This is a genomic window from Flavobacterium sp. C3NV, assembly GCF_046825355.2.
Lineage (GTDB): Bacteria > Bacteroidota > Bacteroidia > Flavobacteriales > Flavobacteriaceae > Flavobacterium.
Window position 1 is genome coordinate 81,770 of the sequence record NZ_JBKQBJ020000019.1, and the last position, 20,489, is coordinate 102,258.

The window sequence follows — 20,489 nt, forward strand, 5'->3', positions numbered from 1 at the left end:
CTTTGCGAACTTTGCATTTTAATAATATAATCTTGAGCTAAATCTTAGTAAACTTTGCGATCTTTGCGGTTAAATTCATTCACAGTTTTCAGTCAACTTGAAACCTGAAACCTGAAACTTTTTAAACAAATAACAGTGAATCCAGATTTTATAAAATACCAGGCACAAACCTCTCCTTACCCACTTGGGATGGAAGTTTCTCACGCCATTGGTTCCTATATTTACGACACAAACGATAAAAAATATTTAGATTTTGTTGCCGGAGTTTCGGCTTGCACACTTGGGCATCAACATCCAAGAGTCAATCAGGCGATCAAAGATCAGCTGGACAAATATTCTCACGTCATGGTTTATGGCGAATACTCGCAAAGTCCTGCCGTTCAATATTGCAAATTACTGGCTTCACTCCTGCCCGAATCTCTTAATAAAACCTATTTAGTCAATTCAGGTACAGAAGCTATCGAAGGCGCACTTAAATTAGCCAAACGAACCACAGGACGCAGTCAGCTTATTTCTTGTCATAACGCCTATCACGGTAACACCATGGGATCTATGAGCGTTATGGGATTCGAGGAACGCAAACAAGCCTTTCGCCCATTGCTTCCGGATGTTGATTTTATCACCTTCAATAACGAAGAAGATTTACAAAAAATAACCACCAGAACAGCCGCTATACTTTTAGAAACCATTCAGGGAGGAGCCGGATTTATTCAGCCCGAAAATAATTATCTGCAAAAAGTGCGTAAACGCTGTGATGAAGTTGGCGCCATGATGATTGTCGATGAAATCCAGCCCGGATTCGGAAGAACTGGTAAACTATTTGGTTTTCAGAACTATGATGTCGTTCCCGATATTGTCGTTATGGGAAAAGGAATGGGTGGCGGAATGCCCGTTGGAGCTTTTACAGCCTCGGCAGAAAAAATGGACCTCTTAACCGAAAACCCTAAACTGGGCCATATCACCACTTTTGGAGGTCATCCTGTCATTGCGTCAGCCTGTTTAGCTACTTTGCAGGAATTAACTGAAACAAATTTAATGCAAGACACCTTAATTAAAGAAAAACTCTTTAGATCGCTTTTGGTACATCCTTTGATAAAGGAAGTTAGAGGAAAAGGATTAATGCTTGCCGCAATGACCGAAACTGCCGAAATAACAAACGAAGTTATTTTAAACTGTCAGGACAAAGGGCTCATTTTATTCTGGTTGCTGTTTGAAGGATGCGCAATACGAATAACACCACCGTTAACCATTTCTGATGAAGAAATAAAAGAAGGTTGTGCCATAATCTTAAGCGTTATGGATGAAATCATGAAAAAAGAACAAGCACTTTAATTAGGAGCTATTTCCTGCTATCCGCTATATCTTTTATTTTTTCTAAAGAAAAAAAATAAAAGGATACCGCTGCTATCAGGGCTAGGATTCACGGTTAAAACAAAAATAGAATACAAATCAAATTTAATCTTTTACAGATCAAAATATTATAACTTAAAACAGAATAGAAATTCTGTCCATATTGTTAATTAAATTGTTCACAACAATTAATTCCCATTCCTCACAACAATAATATGGTTGCCTAAATTTATAACAGGCTAATTTCAAATAAAGACAGTATGCAATTAAGCAACGAAGAAGAAGATTATAACCTATCCCTATCCAAATTTGAGTCGATGTTAAAAACTAACAAAGTACTCTTTTTTGATTCTGAAGAATTCGAAGAAATTATTCTTCATTATTTAGATATAGGCAAGGCTAATTTAGCAAAGAAGGCCTTGAAACTTGCATTAGACCAACACCCAAAATCTACGGGCTTAAAATTAGTACAAGTAGAAATGTTGGTTTACGACGACAAACTAGAGATCGCCGAGAAGCTCTTAAATGAGCTATATGCAATCGAACCTAATAACGAGGAAATTTATATCCAGAAAGCCAATATCTGTTCTAAAAGAGATCAACACGAAAAAGCAGTAGAACTACTTAAAATTGCCCTGCAATATACAGACGACTACGCCGACGTGTACAACTTGATTGGAATGGAATATCTTTTTATGGATAACCTCGAGATGGCAAAAGACAGTTTTATCAAATGTCTTGAAGAAGATTTAGAAGACCAGTCTGCCTTGTATAACGTGGTGTATTGTTTTGAATTTTTAGATCAAAACCAGGAAGCCATTGTTTACTTAAACGAGTATATCAATAAAAACCCATATAGCGAAATCGCCTGGCACCAGCTTGGCCGTTTGCATTATGGTGTAAAAGAATATGAAAACGCCATTCGCGCTTTTGACTATGCAACCCTAATCGACGATGAGTTTTTAGGCGCTTTCATGGAAAAAGCAAAAGCCTATGAGCGTCTTAAAAAATACGCTGAAGCTATTGAAAGCTATAACAGAACCATCGAGTTAGACGATGCTACTTCTTATGCGCTATTGCGTATCGGGAAATGCTACGAAAAACTGGGTAATGCGGTAAAAGCACTTCAATATTACAATCAAACCGTACATGAAGATCCACTTTTAGACAAAGGATGGATTGCCATTACTGATTTTTATGTTCGTCAGAAAAACTTTCAGAAAGCCTTATTTTTTGTCAATAAAGCATTAGCCATCGACAATCAAAATCGTTTGTACTGGAAACGTTATGCAACGATCAACAAACAAATGAACTTTTTTGAAGAAGCAGAGTTTGGTTATAGAAAAGCAGTAGAATTTGGAGATTATGCTCTAGACACTTGGTTATTTTGGGTTGACATTCTTCAGTTTTTAGGTGAATTCGAAAGTGCTATTCAGACTTTATTACAAGCTACAGAATATTTTCCTGAAGAAAACGAAATCGAATATCGTTTGGCAGGATTGTATTTTATGATTCAGGATAATACCAAAGCAAAATTCCATTTAAGTAATGGTTTGCGTTTAAACTTTGATAATTACATCCTAATCGAAGATTTATTTCCGGTAGTATGGTCAAAAAAGACAGTTAAAAATTATATAGAAAAACATAGAAAACAATAATGATTGATATTTTAAGAAGACGTTTTGGCTTGTTAGGCCGTAATATTAGTTACTCATTTTCAAAAGGATATTTTACAGAAAAATTTAGCGACGAAGTTTTTGCAGGCAACAGCTACGAAAACTTTGACATCTCTGAAATTAATTATTTCACTGAGTTAGTAAAAAACAATCCCGATTTAAAAGGTTTAAATGTTACGATTCCGTACAAGGAACAAGTAATTCCCTTCTTAGATAAACTATCAAAAAAAGCAGCCCTGATTGGTGCAGTAAACACGATTAAATTTACCAAAAACGGAAAATTAAAAGGTTACAATACCGATTATTATGGTTTCAAAAAATCATTAGAACCATTATTAGAGCCACACCACAAAAAAGCGCTTATCCTGGGTACAGGCGGCGCCTCAAAAGGAGTTGCATTTGCATTGGATGAGCTTGGTATTCCTTATACTTTTGTATCGAGAGAAGCTAAGGAAAACATTATCGATTACAATTTAATCAATGCCACTACATTTGATAATTTCAAAATCATAATCAATTGTACACCTGTTGGTACAAGTCCAAATATAGAAGCTTGCCCGGATCTTCCGTACGAGTTTTTTACTGATAAACATATTGCCTACGATTTAATTTATAATCCGGCAGAAACTCAGTTCCTTAAAAATGCTAAAGAAAAAGGTGCTGTAATAAAAAATGGTTACGACATGCTTATTTTTCAGGCAGAGAAAGCCTGGAAAATCTGGAATATGTAAAAAGAAAAAAATACACTAAACTCTAGTGTATTTTTTTTTGTAATTTAGACTACTCATTAATAAGTAGTTATGAATAAATTACAACTATTTTATTTGTCATTCCTTTTCATCACTTTTTCTACAAAAGCTCAGGAAACTATAGAGCTTCAAAAAAATCCTTACACAGAGGCACGCTATCATTATTATCTAAAAACGATTTTACTTTTCAATGAATATTTAGATACAGAGACAGGTTCTTACAATACCACCGAACTCCGTTTTTTACACCCAATAGCCAATAAAGCATGGAACTTAAGAGTTGATCTTCCATTAATATCCACCAATACTTCCTCAATCAATAAAACTGGAATTGGTGATATTGGTGTTGGCATAAGTTATATACCTTATTTAAATCATAGTAAAGGGATTGCTTTTAGAGCCAGAGTCATTTCGAACTCGGCAGCAGATCCAGCTTTGGGATCAGGAAAATGGGTCTTTGCTCCTGCCGTATTTTATGGTTCTTATATAAAAGAGAAAAAACTACTGTGGATTTCTTCTTTAGAGAATCAACTGAGTTTTGCCGGATCAGACAAACGAGATGATATTAATACCACAGCATTCGAAAATTACTTTATGTACATCCTCGGAAAAAACTGGATTGCGGCCGATGTTGCGTTCAGATACAACGCAACAAACAAAGGATTCCCTAATAATGCTTTCGTAGAATTTGGGCGAAAAATAACTTCAAATGATATGGCCTATATTCATCCCAGTATTGCTTTTGGAAACCATAAATCTTACAATTATGGTATCGAAGTTGGAATGCTTATTTTGTTTTAGTTTGAAAGAAAACTAAAAAATTAAGCTTACAATATTAATTTAATTTGATTTTTCTAAAAATTCTATTAATCCGAAATTTAAATTTACTTCAAAAAAATCAGGTAAAAAACCCATATCATATTCCTAAAATACCTGAATAAATAGGAATTTCGTCTTAAAAAAGCGTATAAACAAACGATTTATTTTGTATTTAGAAACACCTTTAGTATCTTTCGCTCTGTTTAAAATAAAAACCTTATACATTTAAAATGTTAGAAGAAAAGAATGATAACCTGCAGGAAGCAGACGGAAAATTAGAAATCGGGATTAGCGATTCTACACAAGATAATGCAATTGAAACATCGGAGCCTGAAACAGCTGCTGAAATCTCTACTTCAGAAAGTGAAACTGAAGCAGAAAACACAGTCGAAGAAACAGAAACTGCTCATCAGACTGCATTAGACGCCATAACAAATTCAAACGCTGAAGAAAGTGAAGATGAAACGCTGAAAGAGCGTCATGATATTCCTATGCAGGATTATGATACTTTTGCTATGGACGCGCTTGTAGATGAGCTTAAAAAACTGATCTCTACAGATAAAGTAATGTCTGTAAAAGATCATATCGAAGAAATCAAAAAATCATTTTTATTACAATACAACCACCTTATAGAGGAGAAAAAAGAAGAATTCAACGCTTCTAAACAAGACCCAAATGAGGAATTTGAATATCATTCTCCGTTAAAATCGAAATTTGACGAATATTATAATGTTTTTAGAGAAAAAAGAAATGCGCATTTCAAGCATTTACAAACCAATCTAAAATCGAATTTAGAAGAGAGACTTGCAATAGTTGAAGAGCTAAAAGAGCTTATCAACCCGCAGGAAAACATCAAAGACACACTTAAACATTTTAATGATTTAAGAGAAAGATGGAAAAATGCCGGAGCAATCCCAAAAGACAAATACAATCACGTTTGGAATAATTACCACTTTCATGTAGAGAATTTTTATGATTACCTACACTTAGATCGTGAAGCAAGAGATTTAGATTTTAAATACAATCTGGAACAAAAACAAAAAATTATTGCACGTGTTGAAGAGTTAGCAAACGAAACCGACATTAGTAAAGCGTTCCGTGAATTACAGGATTTACACAGAATCTGGAAAGAAGATATTGGTCCTGTTTCTAAAGAACACCGTGATACCATCTGGAATAAATTTAGTGAACTAACTAAAAAAATCCATGACAAAAGAGAAGTTTTGTTTGAAAGCCAAAGAGCAAACGAACAAAAAAATCTTGAAGTTAAAAAAGAAATCATTGGCAAAATTGAAGTTTTAGGAACTGAAAAGGTAAACTCTCATTCACAATGGTTAGTACAAATTCAGAAAGTAGAAGCACTTAGAAATGAGTTTTTTGCTGCCGGAAAAGTACCTTCAGATGTAAACGAAGAAACCTGGGCTGCTTTTAAAACTGCCGTAAGAAACTTTAATTCTTTTAAAAATTCGTTTTACAAAGACATTAAAAAGGATCAAAACGACAATTTGAACAAAAAAATGGCTCTTGTTGCAAAAGCAAAAGAACTACAAGAAAGTACCGATTTTGGCGCTACTACTCCTGTTATGAAACAAATTCAGGAAGAGTGGAAACAAATTGGTCACGTTCCTAAAAAATATTCAGATAAAATCTGGAAAGAATTTAAAGACGCTTGTAATCATTATTTCGATAAATTAAAAGAGCATAAATCAGAAGAAAATGTTGATGAGGTAGCCGCTTTTGACAATAAAAAAGCATACTTAGATATTTTAAGAGCTTACCAGCTTACCGGTGATCACAAAACCGATCTTGATGCTATAAAAGCACATATCGAAATCTGGAAAGGTTACGGAAAAGTGCCTTTTTCAAGACGTCACATCGAAGGAAAATTCAATAAAATCCTGGATGCTCTTTTTGAAAAATTAAGTTTGAGTAAAAAAGAAACTGAAATGATGCGTTTTTCAAACAGAATCGATTCTTTATCTGACAGTAACGATACTCGTAAATTAGATAACGAAAAGATTTTCTTAATGCGTAAAATTGAAGAAGTTCAAAATGAAATTTTCCAGTTAGAAAACAATATTCAGTTTTTTGCTAATACTAAAAATGCTAAGAAAGAGAATTCAATTGTTCTTGAAGTTCGTAAAAACATCGCTATTCATAAAGAAAGCCTTGAACTTTGGAAAGACAAACTGAAACAATTGCGTAATTTAGGTCAGGAATAAGTTTTTTTTGATTTATAAATATAAAATCAGGTGTAATGAGATTCTCATTGCACCTTTTTTTATGCAGTAGCTTTTTTTTACCGCAATCCCGATAGCTATCGGGAGCTAAGGTTTTTTTTCATATTTCAATACAATATAAAGTTCGCCAAGCTTTATTTAGATAAACTATACACCGTATAGTTTGTCAGGGATGACAATATTGTCGATTATAATTACAATGAAAAACAAAACTTTGCTCCCGATAGCTATCAGGATTGCGGTAAAATTCACTCCAATATTTGTTTCATTTCAACCTGAAACTTAACAATGTATTATAATTTCATGAAAAAATTTCTGTAAAATATTGATTATATTTGATAAACCACATTATCTATTGATAATCAACAAATTCAATTATTAATCCTAATAACAACGAAAAATGAAATTTACAAGAAAAGCAAATGCCAACTGGAAAGGAACAGGCATGGAAGGAACTGGAAAAATCAGCACACAAAGTACGACATTAGATAATGCGCAATTATCATTTAAAACAAGATTTGCAGACGGAGTTGGAACAAATCCCGAAGAATTGGTTGCTGCGGCACATTCAGGCTGTTTTACGATGCAATTAAGCTTTTTGCTTAACGAAGGAGGTTTTACTGCAGATGATTTGAATACAGAAGCGACAGTTACTTTCGAGGACGGAACTATAACATTAATCCATTTGGATTTAAAAGGTAAAGTTCCTAACATTACTGCTGAAGAATTTGAAAAAACAGCAGCGAAAGCAAAGGAAATCTGTCCTATATCAAAATTATTAAATACAACAATTACACTTTCTGCAACTTTAGTCAGTTAAGACTAAAAAATTTAAATAAAAAATTCCAAATTCCAAAAGATGCTGAGCATTATTGGAATTTGGAATTTTAAAATATTGGAATTTTACTCAAAACTACATTGTAGCTTTCAATGCTTTTGCTTCAGCAGTCATTTCTAAAGCTTTGTAAACTCCTAATAACGTTTTAGAAACATCTTCGTTTTTAGGATCTAATTCATTTGCTTTTTTAAGGTAAGGAATCACTTCTTTAAAAACATTTTCTCTTTGTCCTTTCAACACATCGTAACGCTTCATATCTTTTGCAGAAGTACCCAATTTATTCATCTCATCGATAATTGGTTTTTCAGCTTCTAATTTTAAAGCTGCAAGGTTAAGATAAGCATTTGTATATTTTGGGTTGATTTCGATAGCTTTCAAATAATATTTCTCAGCATCAGCACTGTTTTTTGCATTCGCACTAAGAACTCCTAAATTGAATACTAAATCAGCATTGTTTGGGTCTTTTTGTAAAGCTTCACCAACTAATTTTTTGTAGGTATCAAAATCTTTAGACTCTAAATACAAGTTAGCTTCAGTAAGAATCAAAGAACTATCATCCGGATTTGCTTTTCTTGCATCTGCGATTGCTTTTTTAGCATCTTCGCTACGTCCTTTTTGAACTAAAATTAAAGCAAGATTTTTGTAAATCTCTCCTCTTTTTGAAGGAATAGCTTCTGTTTGAGGTTTTTCGTGAGTTCCTAATTTCACAGCTAAATCTCTGTCTTTAGCACTATTGAAAGCATCTTCGTTACCTGAAATTTTATTTACAGCTGTATAGCTTGTTCCTTTTCCAGAATAGTTTAATTGTTTCAACTCTTCGTACATTGGCAATGCAAGATCAAAATCCTGAGCATTTACTGCTGTAGAAGCTGCATAATACAAATTGATTGTATCTTTTTTCTCTAACAAATAAGCATCATACAATTTTTTCGCTCCTTCAGAATGTTTACCAGCCTGAGAATCTGCAATAGCTGAATTAATCAACTTTCCTTTGATCTCCGTAATTGAAGCTGCAGCCTGAGTAGAATATTTTAATTTTCCTGAAGCTTTTTCAACATCAATTAACTTTTTATAGTTTTCTGCAGAAAGAGAAAGGTTTTTACTTTCATCTATTTTTTTATTAGCTAAATCTAAATAAGCATTAGCTTTTACAGAATAAAATTGAGCCTGCTCAACATCTTTGGCATTTGCTACCATATTTTCTGCATCGTTCAGGATTGTAATTGCTCCCTGAGCATCCCCTCCTTTTAACGCTTTTTCAGCACTTTTTATCTGATCCTTTTGAGCAAAAGTAGCTACTGAAATCAATAATGCTGACGCAAGTATTACATATTTACTTTTCATAATATTCAATTTGTATATTTAATTATAAGTGGTTTACTTTTTATTCCTCAGACTCTTCTTCTTCAGCGTCATCTTCGTCTTCTACTTCTTCATCAGAATCATCGTCGTCGTCATCTTCTACAGGACCTTCGTCCTCAAGAACTTCTAAATCCGGTTTTACTCTTTCGATAGCAGATTCAATAACATTTCCGTCTTCATCAACAACAACTTCTGCAACATCATCTTTCATCACTTTTGTTACAGCAGCAATAGAATCTTTACCTTTTAAGTTAATCAATCGAACACCTTGTGTTGCACGACCCATTACACGTAAATCTTCAATCGCCATTCTGATAGTTAATCCAGACTTGTTGATAATCATTAAATCATCAGCATCCGTTACATTACTAATAGAAATTAATTTCCCGGTTTTCTCTGTGATATTAAGCGTTTTAACACCTTTACCTCCACGGTTTGTAATTCTGTAAACATCTTCTCCATCGTCATCAACTAATTTAGTACGTTTACCGTATCCGTTTTCAGTTACAACCAAAATCTGTGTATCGTTTACATTTTCTTTGTCAACAGTAACCATACCAATTACTTCATCAGTATCGTCTTTTAAGGTAATTCCGCGAACTCCTGAAGCTGTTCTTCCCATCGGACGCGTTTTAGTTTCCTCAAAACGAACCAATTTACCAGACTTAACAGCAAGGATAATTTGACTTTCTCCGTTTGTTAATTTAGCTTCAAGTAACTCATCACCTTCTTTAATTGTAATTGCAGCAACTCCATTTACCCTTGGTTTAGAATATTTCTCTAAAGAAGTTTTCTTCACTTGACCTTGTTTCGTTACCATTACAAGATTATGACTGTTGATATAATCTTTGTCTTTTAAGTCTTGTGTACAAATAAAAGCTTTTACTTTATCGTCACTTTCAATATTTACTAAATTCTGAATCGCTCTACCTTTTGCCGTTTTGCTTCCTTCAGGAATTTCGTAAACACGCATCCAGAAACATTTTCCTTTTTGCGTAAAGAACATCATATATTGGTGATTGGTTGCAACGAACATATGCTCAAGGAAATCCTGATCTCTTGTTCCTGCGCTTTTTTGTCCAACTCCACCTCTATTTTGAGTTTTGTATTCTGTTAAGTTGGTACGTTTGATGTAACCTGCGTGCGAAATTGTAATAACTACATTCTCATCTGCGATCAAATCTTCGATACTTACATCTCCACCAGAATATTCAATAGTAGAACGACGTTCATCTCCGTATTTCTCACGGATTTCTTCCAGTTCTTCTTTAATTAAATTCGTTCTTAAATCAACATCTGCTAATAAAGCTTTCAAATGTTCGATTAATTTCATCAATTCATCGTATTCAGCTCTTAACTTATCTTGTTCCAGACCTGTTAACTGACGTAAACGCATCTCAACAATGGCACGCGCCTGAATATCAGATAAATTAAATCTTTCAATCAATTTCTCACGAGCTTCTTCTGTATTTTTAGAACCTCTGATGATCGCAATAACTTCATCAATATTATCAGAAGCAATAATTAATCCTTCTAAAATATGCGCTCTTTCTTCTGCTTTACGCAATTCAAAACGAGTTCTTCTAACTACTACATCATGACGGTGCTCAATAAAATAATGAATCATATCTTTTAGATTCAACATTTGTGGGCGACCTTTTACTAATGCAATATTGTTTACACTAAAAGAAGATTGTAATGAGGTAAATTTATATAAGGTATTCAATACTACGTTTGGCGTAGCGTCACGTTTCAGGATATAAACGATACGCATACCGTTTCTGTCAGACTCGTCACGAATATTCGCAATACCTTCGATTTTTTTATCGTTAACTAAATCAGCCGTACGTTTGATCATTTCGGCTTTATTCACCTGATATGGAATCTCTGTTACGATGATACATTCTCTTCCGTCAACTTCTTCAAAACCAACTTTTGCACGCATTACAATACGTCCTCTACCGGTTTTAAAAGCTTCACGAACTCCTTCATAACCATATATTACACCACCGGTTGGAAAATCCGGCGCTTTAATATGTGTCATTAATTCGTCAACTTCAATATCGTTATTATCAAGATACGCTAATGTACCATTGATAACTTCAGTTAAATTGTGTGGAGGCATATTGGTTGCCATACCTACCGCAATACCTGTTGCTCCGTTTACTAATAAAGTAGGAACTCTTGTAGGCATTACTTTTGGCTCATATAAAGTATCGTCAAAGTTCAATTGAAAATCAACTGTTTCTTTTTCGATATCTGCCATAATATCTTCAGATATTTTACGCATTCTGGCCTCAGTATAACGCATTGCTGCAGGGCTATCACCATCTACAGATCCAAAGTTACCCTGACCATCCACTAATAAATAACGCATACTCCATTCCTGAGCCATACGAACCATTGCATCATAAACAGAAGTATCCCCGTGTGGGTGATACTTACCCAGAACCTCTCCTACGATTCTTGCAGACTTTTTGTGGGCAGATCTTGAAGTTACACCTAAATCATACATTCCGTAAAGAACTCTTCGATGCACTGGTTTCAAGCCATCTCTAACATCAGGAAGCGCTCTCGATACAATTACTGACATCGAATAATCGATGTAAGCAGATTTCATTTCATCTTCAATGTTAATAGGAATTAACTTTTCTCCTTCAGACATAAGTTGTTATGTTTAAATAATTATATTAGTTTCAAAGCGTGCCAAGATACGTTTTTTTGGAATTTTTTCAGCTATTTACTTACACTTATTTCAATGATTTATTAACAACTTTATTTTCGCTTTTGGTTAATAAATTAAGCGTATTTTAACGCTTTTATTGTTATTTTTTTCGTCCCTTAGCTGTCAGGAGTTCCTTAAGGGTATGGTTTTTGTTTTTCAAACACTAATTCACTAAATTTACAATACCAATTATATATTATGGATGATAATTTTTCACCAAGAGTAAAAGATGTTATTACCTACAGTAAAGAAGAAGCCTTACGTTTGGGCCACGACTTTATTGGTACTGAACATCTAATGCTAGGCATTTTAAGGGATGGAAACGGAAAAGCTATTCATATACTTAATAACCTTGCAGTCGATCTAGATCATTTACGCAGGAAGGTAGAAATACTGAGCCCGGCCAATCAAAGCGTTGAAGTAAATGCAGAAAAGAAAAATCTTCATCTTACCCGCCAAGCGGAAAGAGCACTGAAGACAACGTTTCTCGAAGCTAAAGTATTTCAGAGCTCGTCGATTAGCACAGCGCATCTGCTATTGTGTATCTTACGAAACGAAAACGATCCAACAACCAAGCTATTGAATAAGCTAAAAATAGATTATGACATAGCTAAAGAACAATATTTAAATATGACTCCAAACGAAGAAGAATTCTTAGAAAACTTGCCAAGAAACGAATCGTATAATGACGATTCAGGACAAGATGACAGTCTTAAAGAAAGTAGTTTTAATAATCCCGCCAATAAGTCAAACAAAAAATCTAAGACTCCGGTTTTAGATAATTTTGGGAGAGATTTAACAGAAATGGCCGAGGAAGGAAAACTAGATCCGGTTGTAGGACGCGAGAAAGAAATTGAACGTGTTTCTCAAATCTTAAGCCGTAGAAAAAAGAACAACCCGCTTCTTATTGGAGAACCAGGAGTTGGTAAATCTGCTATTGCAGAAGGACTGGCACTTCGAATTATCCAAAAGAAAGTTTCCCGTATTCTTTTCAACAAACGTGTGGTAACTCTTGATTTGGCTAGTTTAGTAGCTGGAACAAAATACCGTGGTCAGTTTGAAGAAAGAATGAAAGCCGTGATGAACGAATTAGAGAAAAATGATGATATCATTCTTTTTATTGATGAAATTCACACTATTGTAGGCGCTGGCGGAGCAACAGGTTCTCTTGATGCTTCGAACATGTTTAAACCTGCTTTGGCAAGAGGAGAAATTCAATGTATTGGTGCTACTACTCTTGATGAGTACAGACAATATATTGAGAAAGACGGAGCTCTTGAAAGACGTTTCCAGAAAGTAATTGTTGAACCAACTTCTGTTGAAGAAACAATCGCAATCTTAAACAACATAAAAGACAAATACGAAGATCATCACAATGTAACTTATACTCAGGAAGCTATTGAAGCTTGTGTTAAATTAACAAACAGATATATGTCTGAGCGTTTTTTACCGGACAAAGCTATTGATGCTCTTGACGAAGCCGGATCTCGTGTACACATTACTAATATTGATGTTCCTAAACAAATTCTTGATTTAGAACGTCAGTTAGAAGAAGTTCGCGAAATGAAGAACATGGTAGTCAAAAAACAAAAATACGAAGAGGCTGCCAAACTTCGCGATGATGAAAAACGCATCGAAAAAGATCTTGCTGTTGCACAAGAACAATGGGAAGAGGATTCTAAAAACAACAGAATTGAAGTTACAGAAGATAATGTAGCCGATGTTGTTTCGATGATGACAGGAATTCCTGTAAATAGAATTGCACAAACAGAAAGCAATAAACTGGCTAAATTACCTGAATTGATTCAGAATAAAGTAATTGGTCAAAACGAGGCTGTTCTTAAAATTGCACGTTCTATACAACGTAACAGAGCCGGACTTAAAGATCCGAACAAACCAATTGGTTCGTTTATTTTCTTAGGTCAGACTGGAGTTGGTAAAACACAATTAGCAAAAGTTTTAGCAAAAGAATTATTCGATTCTGAAGATGCGTTAGTTCGTATCGACATGAGTGAATACATGGAGAAATTTGCAATCTCTCGTTTAGTTGGAGCGCCTCCGGGATATGTTGGTTACGAAGAAGGTGGTCAATTGACTGAAAAAGTTCGTAGAAAACCTTACTGTGTGGTACTTTTAGACGAGATCGAAAAAGCGCATCCGGACGTATTCAATATGATGCTTCAGGTTTTAGATGATGGTTATTTGACAGATAGTTTAGGTCGCAAAATCGACTTTAAAAACACTATCATTATCATGACATCTAACGTTGGAGCACGTCAGTTGAAAGATTTTGGACAAGGTGTAGGATTTGGAACTGCTGCGAAAGTAGCTCAGGCCGATGAAAACTCAAAAAGCATTATCGAAAATGCATTGAAAAAAACCTTCGCTCCTGAATTCTTAAACAGAATTGATGACGTAATCGTATTTAACGCATTAGAAAAAGGTGATATTGATTTGATTATCGAAATCGAACTTGCAAAACTATATTCTCGTATTGCTGAATTAGGATACAAGCTAAATCTTACTGATAAAGCCAAAGCATTTATTGCTGAAAAAGGTTTCGACAGACAATTTGGAGCAAGACCTCTAAAAAGAGCGATTCAGAAATACGTTGAAGATTTATTGGCAGAAGAAATCATAACTTCAAAAATACATTCAGGTGATGAAATCTTAATGGATTTAAAAGATGATTCTCAAGAACTTTCAGTAGAAATACACAAAGCAGAAGAGCCAACTAATCAATAAATTAGTTTACATCTATAACAAATTTAATTTACCCGTTACGTTTTCATAACATAACGGGTATTTTTTTTAGATAATTTACTATCTTTAGTAAAAGCAAATAGCTATTTTTGGCTATTAATCTCTATAAAAAACAAATAATAACGTATGCTTCAAAATAAAGTCATTTTAGGTAGCGAAGAATGGTGCTCATTTCCAGAACTAGGAATCCCGACAATCAAGGCTCGTGTCGATTCCGGTGCTAAAACTTCGGCAATGCACGCTATAAACATAGCTCCTTTTATAAAAAATGATGCCAATTGGGTGAAATTTGATATTAATCCAATTCAGAATAATATTAAAACCATCATCCATTGCGAAGCTCCGTTGGTTGATAAAAGAATTGTAAAAAGTTCAAGCGGTTTTAGAGAACACCGTTACGTTATCCAGACCAGCATTAAACTTGGCGATATCAAATGGCCAATAGAAATGACCCTGACCAACAGGGATTCAATGGGTTTTCGTATGCTTTTAGGACGTGAAGCCATGAGCGGACGTGTACTGGTTGATCCTGAAGAAAAATACATGTTAGGTCAGCCTACAACCGAAGCTTTAAAAGAATTATACCAAAACTCCGAAAAAGCAACTTCAGGTTTACGAATTGGACTTTTAGCCAGTAATCCTGAATTGTACAGCAATAAAAGAATCATGGAAGCAGGTGAAATGCGCGGTCATGAAATGCATTTTTTGAATATCAAAGAGTGCTACATGAAACTGGACGCTAAAACTCCTGAAATTCATTACCGCGGTGGAAAAATACTAAATCAGTTTGACGCTATTATTCCAAGAATTCGACCAAGTATTACTTTTTACGGATGTGCACTAACACGTCAGTTTGAAGCTTTGAAAGTTTTTGTTTTAAATTCGGCTACAGCCATAACACAATCGCGAGATAAGCTATACTCATTGCAATTGCTTTTGAATAACGGAATCGACATACCAACAACTGGTTTTGCCAACTCTCCTCTGGATACTGACAATTTAATTAAAATGGTTGGAGGATCACCTTTAATTGTAAAATTATTAGAAGGAACACAAGGTAAAGGTGTTGTTTTGGCAGAAACCAAAAAAGCCGCAGAAAGTGTTATCAATGCTTTTAAAAGTTTAAATGCCAATATATTGGTTCAGGAATTCATTAAAGAAGCAAACGGAAAAGATATTCGTTGTTTTGTAATCGACGGAAAAGTGGTTGCAGCTATTCAGCGTGAAGCTATGCCCGGAGAATTTAGAGCAAACATTCACCTTGGCGGAACTGCATCTATTATCAAAGTAACTGCCGAAGAGAAAAAAATTGCTATAAAAGCTGCAAAAGCAATGGATTTGAAGGTAGCAGGTGTTGATATTATTCGTTCTTCAAAAGGGCCATTATTACTTGAGGTAAACTCTTCTCCGGGACTTGAAGGAATCGAAGGGGCAACCAATAAAGATATTGCCGGCGAAATGATCAGAGCAATCGAGAAGAATTTTAAAATAGTTAGTTAGTTCACCCTAACTTAATATTATATATTTATTTTAGCAGCTTTGTCAAAGTTCAAAACTTTGACAAAGCTTTTTTTTATTATTTAAATCAAAAAAATGATGCTATACCCTTATCTGGATATTATTGCAAGAAGTATTGCTGTTTATTTTTTCATGACCATTGCATTGAGAATCTTTGGAAAAAAAGAACTTTCTCAACTGAATACGGCCGATATCATTCTGATTTTATTGATTAGTAACTCCGTTCAAAATGCAATGGTTGGGCCTGACACCAGTCTTTCAGGAGGTTTAATTGCTGCTCTGGCATTGTTTATCATTAATTACATTATCAAAAAGCTTACACATAAATACAAAGGTTTGAACAATTTATTATTAGACAAACCCGAAATCCTGATTCATAACGGAATAATAGATTTTAAAACTTTGAGTAAATTAGACATTTCGCACGAAGAATTAAAAGAAGCGGCACGTGAGCATGGTTTAGAACATTTGACGGATATAAAACTTGCTATGTTAGAAGTAGACGGTACTATTAGTATTATTTCTGAAGACAAAAAGAATATCAAACAAACACACTACAAACGTAAACACAATCATAAAAATCTACAGAAGTGAAATCATAAAGTTTTAATTAATTGATTTACAAACAATTAAAACTCTTTAATTAAAAACTTAGCTATATACTTTGTTATACTATGTATTTTGTTATACATTAGCAGAATGAACGAAACATTTGTAACAAACTGGAAATCGCAGGTAAAGAAAGGCACATTGACTTTCATTATCCTGAACGTGCTCAAAAATCATGAGTACTACGGTTATGAACTTATCGAACAAATAAGAAAACATACTGAAATAGAAATTGCCGAGGGAACGCTTTACCCTTTAATGAATCGCCTAAAAACCGAAGAATTGGTAGATTCAAAATGGGTAGAACAAGAAACCGGAATTCCCAGAAAGTATTATTCATTAACCGAAGCCGGAATAGAAACTCTAAGTCAGATGAATATTTACTGGGAGAATCTTGAAAAATCAATCAAAAAAATCATTCAATGAGAATAGAAGACATTAAATTCGAACAAAAAGCTTCGCAAAGGATTTATAGCGATTATATGAAGCGCATTAAAAAAGCAACAGCTTCGTTATCAAAAATTAGTCAGGATGATATTTATATGGAATTTAACAGCCATATTTTTGAAGCTATTCAACATAAAAATCAAGTAAACGAAATAGATTCACTTTTAGATATTATCGAAAAATTAGGAGCGCCAGAAGAGGTTTTAAAACCCCTTGTTGCCGATAAAAAATTAGAACAAGCCACAAGAACATTTAATCCTGTTCATGTTTTCAAAGCTTTGATCTTAAACTTTACCAATGGTATTTCGTATGTTTTTTTCTTTGTTTTGTACCTTTTCCTTTTTGGTTTTGTATTCCTGATTTTTGCAAAAATCTTCAATCCAAATCTTGTAGGCCTCCATATGAAAGATGATTCCTTTTCTATTTTTGTATTAGGAATAATGAGCCAGGAAGACAAAATTAAAAACCATACTCACGAAGTATTGGGCAACTGGTTTATTCCTGCAATGTTATTAGCAATCGTAATTTTCTATTTTCTTATCACCCTTTTATTAAAGTTCAAAAAATCAATTAATCAAAAATCATCATCATGAAAAAAATCATCAGCTGCTTGTTTGCTCTCGTTTTTACGAGCGCATTTTCTCAAACCTTCAATGCAAAAAAACTGGATAGTTTGTTTCTTCTTTTAGAGAAAAACAACAAATACATGGGAAGCATTGCCCTATCTGAAAACGGAAAAACAATTTATACAAAATCGATTGGTTTTGACGATGTTGCGACTTCAAAAAAATCAAGTATCAATACAAAGTACAGGATTGGTTCTATCTCTAAAACATTTACTGCAACGCTTATTTTTAAAGCGATCGAAGAAAATAAAATCACTTTAAATCAAACTATTGACAAATATTTTCCAACGGTAAAAAATGCAAAAACAATTACAATTAGTAATTTATTGAACCACAGAAGCGGTATACACGATTTTACAAACGACGATGATTACCTAACCTGGAACACTGAATATCAATCGAGATCTAAAATGATCGAACGAATTGCAGCCGGCGAAATTGCTTTTGAACCAAACACAAAAGGACAATACAGCAATTCTAACTATGTTTTATTATCTTTTGTATTAGAAGATATTTACAAGAAATCTTTCGGTGAAATTTTAAACCTAAAAATTGTTAATCCATTAAAATTAAAAAACACTTATTTAGGAAAAAAAACAAATATCGCGAACAACGAATGTTATTCGTATACAGCTGAGAATGGAAAATGGAAAAAAGAAAGCGAAACAGATATGTCTATTCCGCTTGGTGCCGGAGCAATTGCTTCTAACCCAACTGACTTAAACATCTTTTTTGAAAGTCTTTTTGCCGGAAAAATTATTTCAACAAATCATTTAAATCAAATGAAAACTGCACAAGATAAATTTGGAATGGGATTATTTGAATTTCCTTATTACGAAAAGAAAAACTACGGTCATACCGGCGGAATCGATGGTTTTAAATCTGTTGCAGGCTATTTCCCAAATGAAAAACTAGCTTTAGCCTTAACTTCAAACGGTTTGGATTACAACATTAATAACATCTTATTATGCACTTTAAACTCTTATTTTAATAAACCATTTACAATGCCGGTTTTTGGAAGCGTTGCTGTTAGTCCGGAAATTCTGGATTTGTATTCCGGAACCTATGGTAGCACACAAATTCCAATAAAAATAACGATCTCAAAAAAAGACAATACATTAATCGCACAAGCTACCGGACAACCTTCTTTTCCCTTAGAAGCCACAAGCACCAAAGTATTCAAATTTGATACTGCGGGTATTGTTCTTGAATTCAATTCTGAGAAAAAAGAAATGATTTTAAAACAAGGCGGACAAGAATTCTTGTTTACTAAATAGTAAATACACAATTACATGTTTAACAAAAAAAGCTAGTTTCAATAAGAAACTAGCTTTTTTTGTGATTTTTAAAAATGATATTTTACTTTCTATTACTCGCAATTTAAGAATCTGTAGTAATCTTTTTAATTGTCTTATTAGTCAACCCGAACGGTTTTAATCTATGATTTAGATTCACTAAAATATAATCTTTTTCTACAGGAAATTTTTCAGCTATCAATTTATAATGTTTCAAAAGCCTTTGATCTTCTACCCCATCTAACGCCTGCAAAGTAATATGAATAACTCTATTTGAATGATCCTTTAAACCAGCTATAAAAACATCAATATAATTACTTTTATTCTGTAATTGTCCCAGCGCATAATAAGCACTAATCCTTATATTTTCATTTTCATTAAAAGTAAACGGCACAATAATATCGCCATAATTAATATTCATTTCCTTTAATAAATAAGTACAAAAACTAAAGGTTTCGTCGTCGCTAATATTATCGGCATTTGATTTTATAACATCGAGCCAATCTGAACTTTTACCTTTTGCATACCAAAATACAAACTGAAAAACATCTAATAAACTTTCTTTTGAAAAATCAACCAAATAAGGAAAAGCTCTTTGGTAATCAAACTTTGTAAGGATTTGAAGTATTTTTTTCTGAATTGCTCCTGAACTTAATTTATATTCCGCTTCTAAAATATCAAGAGGTTCTAAAGCTATTTTTTCTTTCTTTAAAATCCCATTTAAACCTTCAATCTTGGTTTCATTATCATGCGCAGAAAAATATACTTCCAAAATATAAGTTACACTTCCTCCTAATGTATATTGAAATAAATCAGGTTCATTGATCATTATATTTTCAGGTATAATTTCGTCGAGCCAACGTTCGTACCAATCTAAAAAATTAGATTCAAAAGTAAAGAATGGCTTTTGTCGATCTAGATCAACATTCACAACCCGACCTTTAAATTCACCGTTTAAAACAAGCCCATAATAATATGTACAGCCTTGAGTACCAATAGGCAAAATCCCCGAATATATTTTTCCTGATTCCTCCTCAAAATCTTCATTAGAAATTTCATCATTTTCTTCAATATTTCTGGTCAGATCTTCCCAGAAATCGTCGCTCATATTAGGATATAGCTTACAATCTTCTTTTAAATATTTTTCAGGATTGGCATAAATGAATTCTTCCACATTTTTTCCCAAAGGAAATATTCCATAACCTGGTCCTGCTGCTGAATTTTGATATGATTTTCCGCCATTACCAATATGAAGTAAAAACGATTTATAAGAGTCCGGGAGACCAATATTGTAATCGCTTTCAAATTGCAAAACAGCATCAATTTCTGCCACTTCACCTACAACATATTTATGACTACTGGCAGCAAATACTTTTAAATCCTGATCTGTATTTTTTGCTATAACCAACTTCTTTTTTATTCTCTCTATTTGGCTTGAAGTTTTCTGATCTGTCATAATGCTTTTAAATTTG

The 20,489-nt window shown here is 33.7% G+C and carries 15 protein-coding genes; 12 read left to right on the forward strand and 3 right to left on the reverse strand.

Annotation, left to right across the window (positions count from 1 at the left end):
- The first annotated feature begins 135 nt into the window (after positions 1–135).
- From ACIDC4_RS22050 to ACIDC4_RS22075, 6 genes are all read left to right on the forward strand, one after another.
- The gene (locus ACIDC4_RS22050; RefSeq protein WP_412044948.1) at positions 136–1,332 is read left to right on the forward strand and encodes an aspartate aminotransferase family protein; all 1,197 of its coding nucleotides are present in this window, start codon (positions 136–138) and stop codon (positions 1,330–1,332) included.
- 278 nt (positions 1,333–1,610) lie between these two features.
- Positions 1,611–3,008: a tetratricopeptide repeat protein gene (locus ACIDC4_RS22055; RefSeq protein ID WP_065447960.1), complete on the forward strand. Its 1,398-nt coding sequence runs from the start codon at positions 1,611–1,613 to the stop codon at positions 3,006–3,008.
- Positions 3,008–3,757 carry a shikimate dehydrogenase family protein gene (locus ACIDC4_RS22060; protein WP_412044947.1) on the forward strand — a complete coding sequence of 250 codons (750 nt, stop codon included), beginning with the start codon at positions 3,008–3,010 and terminating at the stop codon, positions 3,755–3,757. The genes ACIDC4_RS22055 and ACIDC4_RS22060 overlap by 1 nt, the downstream gene beginning before the upstream one ends.
- Before the next feature lie 69 nt (positions 3,758–3,826).
- Positions 3,827–4,576, forward strand: a complete 750-nt coding sequence (locus tag ACIDC4_RS22065; RefSeq protein ID WP_412044946.1) for a lipid A phosphoethanolamine transferase — start codon at positions 3,827–3,829, stop codon at positions 4,574–4,576.
- A gap of 248 nt (positions 4,577–4,824) precedes the next feature.
- A complete protein-coding gene (locus ACIDC4_RS22070) occupies positions 4,825–6,816 on the forward strand; it encodes a DUF349 domain-containing protein (RefSeq protein ID WP_412044945.1) in 1,992 nt (663 codons plus the stop codon).
- A gap of 418 nt (positions 6,817–7,234) precedes the next feature.
- The gene (locus tag ACIDC4_RS22075) at positions 7,235–7,654 is read left to right on the forward strand and encodes an OsmC family protein (RefSeq protein ID WP_412044944.1); all 420 of its coding nucleotides are present in this window, start codon (positions 7,235–7,237) and stop codon (positions 7,652–7,654) included.
- Positions 7,655–7,747: 93 nt separating this feature from the next.
- Here the strand turns inward: ACIDC4_RS22075 and ACIDC4_RS22080 are convergent, their stop codons facing one another.
- Entirely contained in the window at positions 7,748–9,016 is a 1,269-nt protein-coding gene (locus tag ACIDC4_RS22080; RefSeq protein WP_412044943.1) for a tetratricopeptide repeat protein, read from the reverse strand.
- A 40-nt stretch (positions 9,017–9,056) separates the two neighbouring features.
- Complete coding sequence (gene gyrA, locus ACIDC4_RS22085; RefSeq protein WP_230037124.1) at positions 9,057–11,699, reverse strand: DNA gyrase subunit A; 2,643 nt, start codon at positions 11,697–11,699, stop codon at positions 9,057–9,059.
- Between the two features lie 258 nt (positions 11,700–11,957).
- On the opposite strand from gyrA, the gene ACIDC4_RS22090 reads away from it, so the two are divergent.
- The 6 genes from ACIDC4_RS22090 (at position 11,958) to ACIDC4_RS22115 (ending at position 18,999) form a co-directional block, all read left to right on the forward strand.
- The gene (locus ACIDC4_RS22090) at positions 11,958–14,504 is read left to right on the forward strand and encodes an ATP-dependent Clp protease ATP-binding subunit (RefSeq protein ID WP_230037122.1); all 2,547 of its coding nucleotides are present in this window, start codon (positions 11,958–11,960) and stop codon (positions 14,502–14,504) included.
- 144 nt (positions 14,505–14,648) lie between these two features.
- Positions 14,649–16,022: a 30S ribosomal protein S6--L-glutamate ligase gene (rimK, locus tag ACIDC4_RS22095; RefSeq protein ID WP_230037120.1), complete on the forward strand. Its 1,374-nt coding sequence runs from the start codon at positions 14,649–14,651 to the stop codon at positions 16,020–16,022.
- 96 nt (positions 16,023–16,118) lie between these two features.
- The gene (locus ACIDC4_RS22100) at positions 16,119–16,634 is read left to right on the forward strand and encodes a DUF421 domain-containing protein (protein ID WP_412045014.1); all 516 of its coding nucleotides are present in this window, start codon (positions 16,119–16,121) and stop codon (positions 16,632–16,634) included.
- Positions 16,635–16,739: 105 nt separating this feature from the next.
- Complete coding sequence (locus ACIDC4_RS22105) at positions 16,740–17,075, forward strand: PadR family transcriptional regulator (protein ID WP_065447952.1); 336 nt, start codon at positions 16,740–16,742, stop codon at positions 17,073–17,075.
- Positions 17,072–17,689: a DUF1700 domain-containing protein gene (locus tag ACIDC4_RS22110; protein ID WP_412044942.1), complete on the forward strand. Its 618-nt coding sequence runs from the start codon at positions 17,072–17,074 to the stop codon at positions 17,687–17,689. The genes ACIDC4_RS22105 and ACIDC4_RS22110 overlap by 4 nt, the downstream gene beginning before the upstream one ends.
- Entirely contained in the window at positions 17,686–18,999 is a 1,314-nt protein-coding gene (locus tag ACIDC4_RS22115) for a serine hydrolase domain-containing protein (protein ID WP_412044941.1), read from the forward strand. The genes ACIDC4_RS22110 and ACIDC4_RS22115 overlap by 4 nt, the downstream gene beginning before the upstream one ends.
- A gap of 103 nt (positions 19,000–19,102) precedes the next feature.
- Here ACIDC4_RS22115 and ACIDC4_RS22120 read toward each other — a convergent pair whose 3' ends face one another.
- Positions 19,103–20,473, reverse strand: coding sequence for an SMI1/KNR4 family protein (locus ACIDC4_RS22120; RefSeq protein WP_412044940.1), 1,371 nt, complete (start codon positions 20,471–20,473; stop codon positions 19,103–19,105).
- Positions 20,474–20,489: the final 16 nt, after the last annotated feature.